Raw genomic sequence first — 9,098 nt, 5'->3', positions numbered from 1 at the left:
CTGCTCTTCGGCCTCGGCTTCGTCCCGTTCGTCGGGCAGACGGTCGTCCCCGTCATCGGCTTCTTCGTGACCGGCTTCTTCCTCACCGAGGAGCTGACGTCGGTCGCCCTCCAGCGCCGCCGTGTCGAAGCACGCGACCGTCTCCGGCTGCTCCGCTCCCGCAGGACCCTGGTCTGGGGCTTCGGCACGCCGCTCGCCCTCGCCTTCCTCGTCCCGTTCGTCGCCGTCTTCCTGATGCCGGGCGCGGTCGCGGGCGCCACCCTCATGGCCCGCGACCTCCTCGGCGAGGAGACGACGGGCGACGACGACAGCGACGACCGCGACGGCCGGAGCGGCGGCGGCCCCGGCGGCGGCCACGCGCCCCGGCCCCGGCCGGCGGACCCCTGGACCAAGCCCCGGGTGCGGTGACCGCCGGGACGGGTCACGACGCGTCCGCGGCCACCCCCACGATGGCCCGTACCTGCGCGATGATGTCCAGCCGGTTCCGCACGAACTCGGGGTCGGTGACCGTCCCGGTCGCCGGGTCGGTGTTGCCCGTCCCGAACTGCAGTACCGGCGTGTGCACATGCCCGCCCGGCAGCGTGTCGTGCAGCCCCAGCCGGTCCCGCAGCAGCGTCGCCCGGTAGGCGATCTCGTTGGAGAGGTAGTTCCCGCCGCCCCCGGCCCTGGCGGTCGAGCCCGCGGTCGGCCCCTCCGGCCGTACGACCGCCGTGGTGCCGCCCGCCGGTATCTCCGTCACGCTCGTGTTGTCGTACACCGGGAAGCGCCCCGTGGCCGCGGCGACGATGTCCGCGTACGGCAGGGTCGTGGACGTCCACTGCGGCTGTGTGGCGGGGTCGGTCACCGGGACGGTCTCGGTGCGCGCGACGTCGTCGTTGTCGGGGAAGCCGCCCCGCCAGGCCCCGTTGGTGCGCTCGATGTCGAAGCGCCCGACCCGGCCCTGGCTGACGGTGGCGAAGAGGTCCACCCGGGGCAGCTGCCCGCGCAGGGTGCGCTCCACCGTCCCGTCGGCGAAGTCCTGCCAGCGGACGGGGAAGACGGCCGTCTCGATCCGCGCCGGACCGTCGGCGGTCCGGATCACCGTGCCGTCGAGCGCGAGCGCCGTCGCCCCGGACGGGTTGGAGATCCGGATGTCCCGGTCCAGGGTGAACGGGTCGAACCCGGTGACGAGGATCCGCTTCAGCCCCTTCCCGTCGGCGGAGCGGGGGTAACTGATCGCGTCCTGCCCCCGTGACGCCTGCTCCAACCTCCCCAGCAGCGACGCCCGTTGGGCGTCAGTCAGCCCGAACCCCGGTGCCCACGCGCGGACTTCCCGCGTCATGCCCAACCGGGCCCAGTACAGCGGCCGGTCGTCGTCCCGGCTGAGGTCGCCGCCCGCCGGCCCTCGCCCCTGCGCCCGGTCCACGGCCCGTGTCCACAGCCGCGATCCCTCACGGACGACGATCCGCTCCGCCTGCTCGTACGACCGCGCCCCGGCTAGCGCCCGCTCCAACTCCGGTGCGATCCCGTCGAATCCGGACCGCCGCAGAATCTCCCGGGGCACCGCACGGTCGAGCCGCTGCTCCTCGACGGTGAGGGACGCCGCGGCCCCCGGGGCCGCGGCCGGACCCGAGCCGGAAGCCGCCGCGGGCCCGGGGACGGCGAGCCCCGCGAACAGGGCCACCAGCCCCACCGCTCCCCGCGCACCGGCCCTGCCGCGCCGCCCCAACCTGAAACCAAGTTCTGTGGAATGCAAGGGAGTTCGAGTCCTTTCCTAGCTGTGGCGCGAGCGCGCCGCGGGGGGTGTAGCCCGGACCGCGGCAGTATCGCGTGACGGAAGGGACGCACGCCATGCCGCGTGCCGTGCGGGACGTCGCGGAACGCGCCCGGCGTGTCGGCCCCCTCCGGGTCCAGCAGCCACGGGTACCGCAGCCCGTCCGTCACGGCCACCAGCAGCGGCGCCGTCCGCTCGGGGGTGAGGCCGTTCGGCATACCCGTAGAGATCCGCGAACCCCAGCACCACGTCCGCCGTCCGCCCGTCCCGGTCGGGGACCTCCACGGACGGCACGACGCCGCTGAGCGGAAACCCTAGGTCACTCGCCCTTCCGGCTGACGATCCGGTAGGCGATCTCCGCCAGCCGCGCCTGGCCGTCCACACTGGGATGGAACCAGTCCCACTGGCTGAGCTGCGCCTGCCCGAAGCGGTAGTCGAAGACCGCGTCCCCGTCGTACCGGCAGTGGCGGTCCTCGGCGCACACGTCCCGCAGCACGTCGTTGTACGCCTCCACACGGTCCTGGACGGCCTCCCGCCGCTCCGTCGCCGCCGTGGTGAGGACATCCGGGTCGGCCAGCATGGACGGGCAGATGCCGAGCTTCCACACCTGCTTGCCGAGCGCGTTCGTCCGGCCCTCGGACCACAGCCGCTTCAGATCGGGCACGCTCGTCACGAACACCTGCGCCTTGGGCAGGCTGTCGCGGAGCGCGTCCATCGCGTCCTGGAAGTCGGCGCGGAAGTCCGCGACCGGGGTCATCTCGTCGGCGGTCGCCCGGCACGCGTCGTTCGCGCCGATCATGACCGTGACCAGCTCCGGCTTCCGGGTCACCGCCCGCGCCACCTGGCTCGGCAGGTCGGCCATCCGGGCCCCGGTGACCGCGTAGTTCCAGCTGCGCTCGGCCGCTCCGGTCCGGCCGAGCAGCCGTACGGCGAGACTGTCCACCGAGGCGTCGCTGCCGGTCGCCCACGACACCTCGGGGCAGTCCGACAGCACCGAGCATGCGTCGAAGCCACGGGTGATGGAGTCCCCGACCGCCACCAGCGAGCGGGGGGTGCTGTCCCAGGCGGGGGTCGGCGACGCGGAGGGCCGGGCCTTCGTGCCGGTGCCCTCGGGGCCGGGGGAGTTGCCGCCGGTGGCGTCGCAGCCGGTCACCGCCAGCAGCGCCGCCGCCAGCACGGCACCGGACACCGCCCTCGAACGGTGGCGTCGCTTCCGCATCCCCTGGTCCCCTCTTCGGTCATCCCCATGCAAGTTCCCACCCTTCCCAACGCGCGGGGGTTCCCGACACGGAGGGCGGCCGGGACGGATGTGGCGGACGACGCAACTGATCCAGCCATTCCGGACGTCCCCTCAGATGGCCGAGTTCTTCCGGGGGTCCACCCCCGATGGCCCAACCGAGGGGTCGGACACGCGTCCCGCCGGGTGAATCCGCGCTGCTTCCCGGCGCCGGCTCCGACGGTACGTCACACTCCCCGCCCCGCCGCACGGTAGCCTCGGCCCGTGGCCGCTCTGCCACTGCCGATCCGTCAAACTGCAAGACGTCCCGCTCTGTGGAGGCCCCGGTGACGACACGTGGAGTTCTGTACGTGCACTCCGCGCCGCGTGCGCTGTGCCCGCACGTCGAGTGGGCCGTCGCGGGCGTTCTGGGCACCCGGGTGAACCTCGACTGGATCCGTCAGCCGGCCGCGCCGGGCACCTGGCGCTCGGAGTTCTCCTGGCAGGGCCGGGCCGGCACCGCCTCCCAGCTCGCCTCCGCGCTCCGCGGCTGGCACCTGCTCCGCTTCGAGGTCACCGCCGAGCCCTGCCCCACCGCCGAGGGCGAGCGCTACAGCTGCACCCCCGACCTGGGCATCTTCCACGCCGTCACCGGCATCCACGGCGACATCCTCATCCCGGAGGACCGCCTGCGCGCGGCCCTGACGAGATCCCAGCGCGGCGAGACGGACCTGGAGGGGGAGATCGCGAGGCTCCTCGGCAAGCCCTGGGACGACGAGCTGGAACCGTTCCGCTACGCGGGAGAGGGCGCCCCGGTCCGCTGGCTCCACCAGGTCGTGTAGACGGACCCGGGCCGCGACACCGGTCTTTGCGGGGGCGCGGGGAACCGCGCGAGCCCAGCCCAAGACGGCCCGCACCGGCCGACACGCGGTCCACCAACGGCGAATGGCCCGAACTCTTCCCAGAGTCCGGGCCATTCTCGGCTGACGCGAGCGTCAGATCGTCCTGAACGCCAGCACCACGTTGTGCCCACCGAAGCCGAACGAGTCGTTCAGCGCGGCGATCCGGCCCTCCACGGGCAGCTTGCGGGCCTCACCCCGCACCACGTCCGCGTTGGCCTCGGCCTCCGGGTCCAGGTCGTCGACGTTGATCGTCGGCGGAGCCACCCGGTGGTACAGCGCGAGCACCGTCGCGACGGTCTCCACACCACCGGCGCCACCCAGCAGATGCCCGGTCATGGACTTCGTACCGGACACGGCCATGTGGTCGGTGTCGTCACCGAACACCTTGCGCAGCGCCTTCAGTTCGGCGATGTCACCGGCCGGCGTCGACGTCGCGTGCGCGTTGACGTGCACGATCTCCGCCGGGTCCAGGTCGGTGCGGTCCAGCAGGTTCTGCAGGGCGTGGGCGATGCCCCGCCCCTCCGGCTCGGGCTGCACGATGTCGTGGCCGTCGGCGGAGATGCCCTGCCCGACCGCCTCCGCGTAGACCCGGGCCCCGCGGGCGGCGGCGTGCTCCGCGGACTCCAGGACCACGACGCCCGCGCCCTCACCGAGGACGAAGCCGTCGCGGGCGGTGTCGTACGGACGCGACGCGGCCTGCGGGTTCTCGTTGTTCTTGGACATCGCCATCATGTTGCCGAACGCGGCGATGGGCAGCGGGTGGATCGCCGCCTCGGTGCCACCGGCGACCACGACGTCGGCGCGGCCGGTGCGGATCATCTCGATGGCGTAGCCGATGGCCTCGGCGCCCGACGCGCAGGCGGACACGGGGGTGTGCACACCGGCACGGGCCCCCACGTACAGACCGACGTTGGCGGACGGGCCGTTGGGCATCAGCATGGGCACGGTGTGCGGGGACACGCGGCGTACGCCCTTGTCCTTCAGCACGTCGTACTGGTCGAGCAGCGTCGTCACGCCACCGATGCCGGAGGCGATGACCGTGCCGACCCGGTCGGCGTCGACGGTGCCGTCGTCGGCGGAGGTCTCGGTGTAACCGGCGTCGGCCCACGCCTCCTTGGCCGCGATCAGCGCGAACTGCGCCGAACGGTCCAGCTTGCGGGCCTGCGGCCGGGGGATGACCTCGGTCGGCTCGACGGCGATCTGCGCCGCGATACGGACCGCCTGCTCGGCGGCCCAGTCCTGCTCCAGGGGGCGGACACCGGACTTGCCGGCCACCAGCCCCTCCCAGGTGGAAGTCGCGTCGCCACCCAGCGGTGTGGTTGCGCCGATACCGGTGACGACCACGGTGCGATTGGTCGAACTCACGGGAATGTTCTCCAACGGTTACGAGGATTCAGCGGCGCCACCGCCGGGTGGCGGGGCAGACGGACTGATTCCGGGGACCGGGCGGCCGGACGGCCGGACCCGGTCCCGGCGGATCAGGCCTGGTGCTTGAGGATGTAGTCGGTCGCGTCGCCGACGGTCTTGAGGTTCTTGACGTCGTCGTCCGGGATCTTGACGTCGAAGCGCTCTTCGGCGGCGACGACGACCTCGACCATGGACAGGGAGTCGACGTCCAGGTCGTCGGTGAAGGACTTGTCCAGCTGGACGTCCTCGACCGGGATGCCGGCGATCTCGTTCACGATGTCGGCGAGACCGGCGACGATCTCTTCCTGAGTGGCGGCCATGTCAGGCGCTCCTTCGTAGATATCCAGAGGGTGGGCGTCCGCCGCGTCAGCGGCAGGTGTTGCTGTACCGCGCCGGACCGCAAGATCCGGAACGGTTGCCTAGGGGAGGGTAACGACCGTCGCTGCGTACACGAGACCCGCCCCGAAGCCGATGACGAGCGCGGTGTCGCCGCTCTTCGCCTCTCCGGTCGCCAGGAGCCGCTCCATCGCGAGCGGGATCGAGGCGGCCGAGGTGTTGCCGGTGGTGCGCACATCACGGGCGACCGTGACGTGCTCCGGCAGCTTGAGTGTCTTCACCATCGAGTCGATGATCCGCTCGTTGGCCTGGTGAGGGATGAAGACGTCCAGGTCGTCCGGGCTGATCCCGGCCGCGTCCAGCGCCTGCTGAGCGACCTTCGCCATCTCGAACACGGCCCAGCGGAACACCGCCTGGCCTTCCTGGGTGATCGCGGGGAACTTGACGTTGCCCTCGCTGTCCAGCGGGAGCTTGTCCAGATCACCGATCCGGTACTCGTTCCACGGGACCGTCTGCTTGATGGTCCCGGCCTTGTCGCCCTCGGAGCCCCAGACCGTGGGGCCGATGTGCGGCTCCTGGGAGGGACCGACGACGACCGCGCCGGCGCCGTCACCGAAGAGGAACGCGGTGGCCCGGTCCTCCAGGTCGGTGAGGTCCGACAGCCGCTCCACGCCGATGACGAGGACGTACTCCGCGGAGCCCTCGACGACCATGCCCTTGGCGAGGGTCAGGCCGTAGCCGAAGCCCGCGCAGCCGGCCGAGATGTCGAAGGCGGCGGCCTTCGCCGTGCCGAGCTTGTCGGCGATCTCCGTGGCGACGGCCGGGGTCTGGCTGAAGTGCGAGACGGTGGAGACGACCACGGCGCCGATCTGCTCGGCGGTGATGCCGGCGTCCGCGATGGCCTTGCCGGACGCCTCGATCGACATGGCGGCGACGGTCTCCTCGTCGTTCGCCCAGTGCCGGGTCTCGATGCCGGAGCGGGAGCGGATCCACTCGTCGGAGGAGTCGATCCGCTCCAGGATCACGTCGTTGGGCACCACTCGGACCGGGCGGTAGCCGCCGACGCCGAGGATGCGTGCGTACGGGGCGCCCTTGCTCGGCCTGATCTTCGACATTTCTGTCTGGCTCCTAAGGTCTCAGGCGCCCGCCGCGTCAGCGGCAGGTGTCGATGTCTCGGCGATGAGCTCACGAGCGGCGTCGAGGTCGTCGGGAGTCTTGAGGGCCACCGTCCGTACGCCAGGCAGCGCGCGCTTGGCGAGACCGGTGAGCGTACCGCCGGGGCAGACCTCGATCAGGCCGGTCACACCCAGCTCCTTGAAGGTCTCCATGCACAGGTCCCAGCGGACCGGGTTGGCGACCTGTCCGACCAGCCGTTCCAGCACCTCGGCGCCGGTCGCGACGGCCTTGCCGTCCTTGTTGGAGACATAGGTGACGGTCGGGTCCGCGGGCGACAGGGCCTCGGCGGCCTTGGCGAGCGCGTCCACGGCCGGGCCCATGTGGTGCGTGTGGAAGGCGCCGGCGACCTTGAGCGCCACGACCTTGCGGACGCCTTCGGGCTTGTCCTCCGCCAGGGCGGCCAGCTGCTCCAGGGTGCCCGCGGCCACGATCTGGCCCGCGCCGTTCATGTTCGCCGGGGTCAGCCCCAGCTTCTCCAGGTGCGGCACCGTCGTCGCCGGGTCGCCGCCGAGCAGCGCGGACATACCGGTCTCGGTGATCGCGGCGGCCTCGGCCATGGCCAGACCCCGCTTGCGCACGAGGGTCAGCGCGGCCGTGTCGTCGAGGACACCGGCGAAGGCGGCGGCGGTGATCTCACCGACGCTGTGGCCCGCGACCGCACCGGGGGAGACGTCCCCGAGGGCGGTGGCGGACAGCAGTCCGGCGGCGACCAGCAGCGGCTGGGCGACGGCGGTGTCCCGGATGTCGTCGGCGTCGGCCTGCGTCCCGTAGTGGGCGAGGTCGAGTCCGATGGCGTCCGACCACGCGGCGAGGCGGTCGGCGGCACCGGGGAGTTCGAGCCAAGGGTTCAGGAAGCCGGGCGTCTGGGCGCCCTGGCCGGGAGCGACGAGTACGAGCACTCTCACACTCTCTCTTGGGGACGGCCGAAGCCGCCCGTGGGGACAGGGACGAAGAACAGCAGGGCCTTTTGTAGCCCTCCGACAAAACCCTAGAGCTGGTGATCCCCATCGACCAGACGCCCCAGGATCAACGCGATCCGCAACGTGAACGCAGAGCGTACATCGGAGGGCGACCAGCCGGTGACGTCAGTCACACGTCGAAGCCGGTAGCGCACGGTGTTGGGATGGACGAACAGCATCCGCGCCGCCCCCTCCAGACTGGACGCCTGTTCGAGATAGACGCTGAGCGTCTCCAGGAGCGCGGAGCCGGCCTCCTCCAGTGGTCTGTAGATCTCCTCCACCAACTGCTCGCGCGCGTTGGGGTCGCCCGCGATCGCGCGCTCCGGAAGCAGATCGTCCGCCAGCACGGGCCGGGGCGCGTCCTGCCAGGCGGAACAGGCCTTGAGTCCCGCGGCCGCCGCCTGCGCGGACCTGGTCGCGGCCAGCAGGTCGGGCACGATCGGCCCCGCCACGACCGGGCCCGCCGCATACGGGCCGATCAGCGACTTCGCCACCTGCAAGGGGTCGTTGTTGCCGCCGGCGATCACCACGAGCCGGTCGCCGAGCACACCCGTGAGCACCTGGAGCTTGGCGTGCCGGGCCGCCCGGCGGATGGCCTCCACGGTCAGCTCGCTGTCACCGTCGGGGGCCGTGCCGAGGACCACGCACACATGGTCGGGCGAGTTCCAGCCGAGGGCGGCGGCCCGGCTCACCGCACCCTCGTCGGCCTCGCCGCTGAGCACCGCGTTCACGACCAGGGACTCCAGGCGGGCGTCCCACGCGCCCCGGGCCTCGGCGGCCTGCGCGTACACCTGGGCGGTGGCGAACGCGATCTCCCGCGCGTACACGAGCAGCGCCTCGCGCAGCACGCTCTCGTCGCCGGGGGCCGCGACCTCGTCGATCGCGGACTCCATGACCTCGATGGTCGTCCGCACCATCTCGACGGTCTGGCGGAGCGTGATCGCCCGGGTCAGTTCACGCGGCGCGGTCCCGAACACGTCCGTCGAGATCGCCTGGGGGGCGTCCGGGTGCCGGAACCACTCCGTGAACGCCGCGATACCCGCCTGGGCGACCAGTCCGATCCACGACCGGTTCTCGGGCGGCATCGCCCGGTACCAGGGCAGCGTCTCGTCCATCCGCGCGATGGCCTGCGCGGCGAGGCTTCCGGACGACTTCTCCAGCCGCTTCAACGTCGCGGCGTGCGCGTGGACGTACGGTGCGGTCTCGGACTTGCTGGCTTCTGGTTCGGGCACGGGACCTAGAGTGCCTTATCGCTGCGCTCGCTTGCGTCGTAGGGTGCGTGAGCTGGGGGTGCGCGTCAGCGAGGGCCGGGGCGAGTCGGGGAGTGGGGCCCGGTGCGTGGCGGGGAG

Annotated in this window: 9 protein-coding genes and 1 pseudogene; 2 read left to right on the top strand and 8 right to left on the bottom strand. The window is 72.1% G+C overall.

Annotated elements, in window-relative coordinates; translation table 11 throughout:
- A partial coding sequence (locus AOK23_RS24245; RefSeq protein WP_240496532.1) for an EI24 domain-containing protein occupies positions 1–408 on the top strand: 408 nt, incomplete at its 5' end.
- 13 nt (positions 409–421) lie between these two features.
- Here the strand turns inward: AOK23_RS24245 and AOK23_RS24240 are convergent.
- The 3 genes and pseudogenes from AOK23_RS24240 to AOK23_RS24230 all read right to left on the bottom strand — a co-directional run bounded on the left by AOK23_RS24240 (position 422) and on the right by AOK23_RS24230 (position 2,972).
- Positions 422–1,672, bottom strand: a complete 1,251-nt coding sequence (locus tag AOK23_RS24240) for a pyroglutamyl-peptidase I (protein ID WP_240496531.1) — start codon at positions 1,670–1,672, stop codon at positions 422–424.
- Between the two features lie 179 nt (positions 1,673–1,851).
- Positions 1,852–1,971: pseudogene (locus tag AOK23_RS50175) on the bottom strand (TetR family transcriptional regulator); the annotation flags it as partial.
- A 101-nt stretch (positions 1,972–2,072) separates the two neighbouring features.
- Positions 2,073–2,972, bottom strand: a complete 900-nt coding sequence (locus AOK23_RS24230; RefSeq protein ID WP_079049657.1) for an SGNH/GDSL hydrolase family protein — start codon at positions 2,970–2,972, stop codon at positions 2,073–2,075.
- A gap of 344 nt (positions 2,973–3,316) precedes the next feature.
- Here AOK23_RS24230 and AOK23_RS24225 point away from each other — a divergent pair, with 344 nt between their 5' ends.
- Entirely contained in the window at positions 3,317–3,811 is a 495-nt protein-coding gene (locus AOK23_RS24225; RefSeq protein WP_055714768.1) for a DUF3145 domain-containing protein, read from the top strand.
- Positions 3,812–3,964: 153 nt separating this feature from the next.
- Here AOK23_RS24225 and AOK23_RS24220 read toward each other — a convergent pair whose 3' ends face one another.
- The 5 genes from AOK23_RS24220 to AOK23_RS24200 all read right to left on the bottom strand — a co-directional run bounded on the left by AOK23_RS24220 (position 3,965) and on the right by AOK23_RS24200 (position 8,981).
- Positions 3,965–5,236: a beta-ketoacyl-[acyl-carrier-protein] synthase family protein gene (locus AOK23_RS24220; protein ID WP_055714767.1), complete on the bottom strand. Its 1,272-nt coding sequence runs from the start codon at positions 5,234–5,236 to the stop codon at positions 3,965–3,967.
- Positions 5,237–5,349: 113 nt separating this feature from the next.
- Positions 5,350–5,598: an acyl carrier protein gene (locus tag AOK23_RS24215; RefSeq protein WP_007381745.1), complete on the bottom strand. Its 249-nt coding sequence runs from the start codon at positions 5,596–5,598 to the stop codon at positions 5,350–5,352.
- Positions 5,599–5,697: 99 nt separating this feature from the next.
- Positions 5,698–6,729, bottom strand: coding sequence for a ketoacyl-ACP synthase III (locus AOK23_RS24210; RefSeq protein ID WP_055714766.1), 1,032 nt, complete (start codon positions 6,727–6,729; stop codon positions 5,698–5,700).
- Between the two features lie 21 nt (positions 6,730–6,750).
- A complete protein-coding gene (locus AOK23_RS24205) occupies positions 6,751–7,689 on the bottom strand; it encodes an ACP S-malonyltransferase (RefSeq protein ID WP_055520194.1) in 939 nt (312 codons plus the stop codon).
- 89 nt (positions 7,690–7,778) lie between these two features.
- Positions 7,779–8,981 (bottom strand): PucR family transcriptional regulator, encoded by a 1,203-nt coding sequence (locus tag AOK23_RS24200; protein WP_055714765.1) that lies wholly within the window; start codon positions 8,979–8,981, stop codon positions 7,779–7,781.
- Between the last annotated feature and the right edge of the window lie 117 nt (positions 8,982–9,098).

It is taken from the genome of Streptomyces torulosus, assembly GCF_001419765.1.
Classification (GTDB): Bacteria; Actinomycetota; Actinomycetes; order Streptomycetales; family Streptomycetaceae; genus Streptomyces; species Streptomyces torulosus.
Note: the sequence above shows the minus strand (reverse complement) of the source record. Positions and strands in the feature narration are given on the sequence as shown.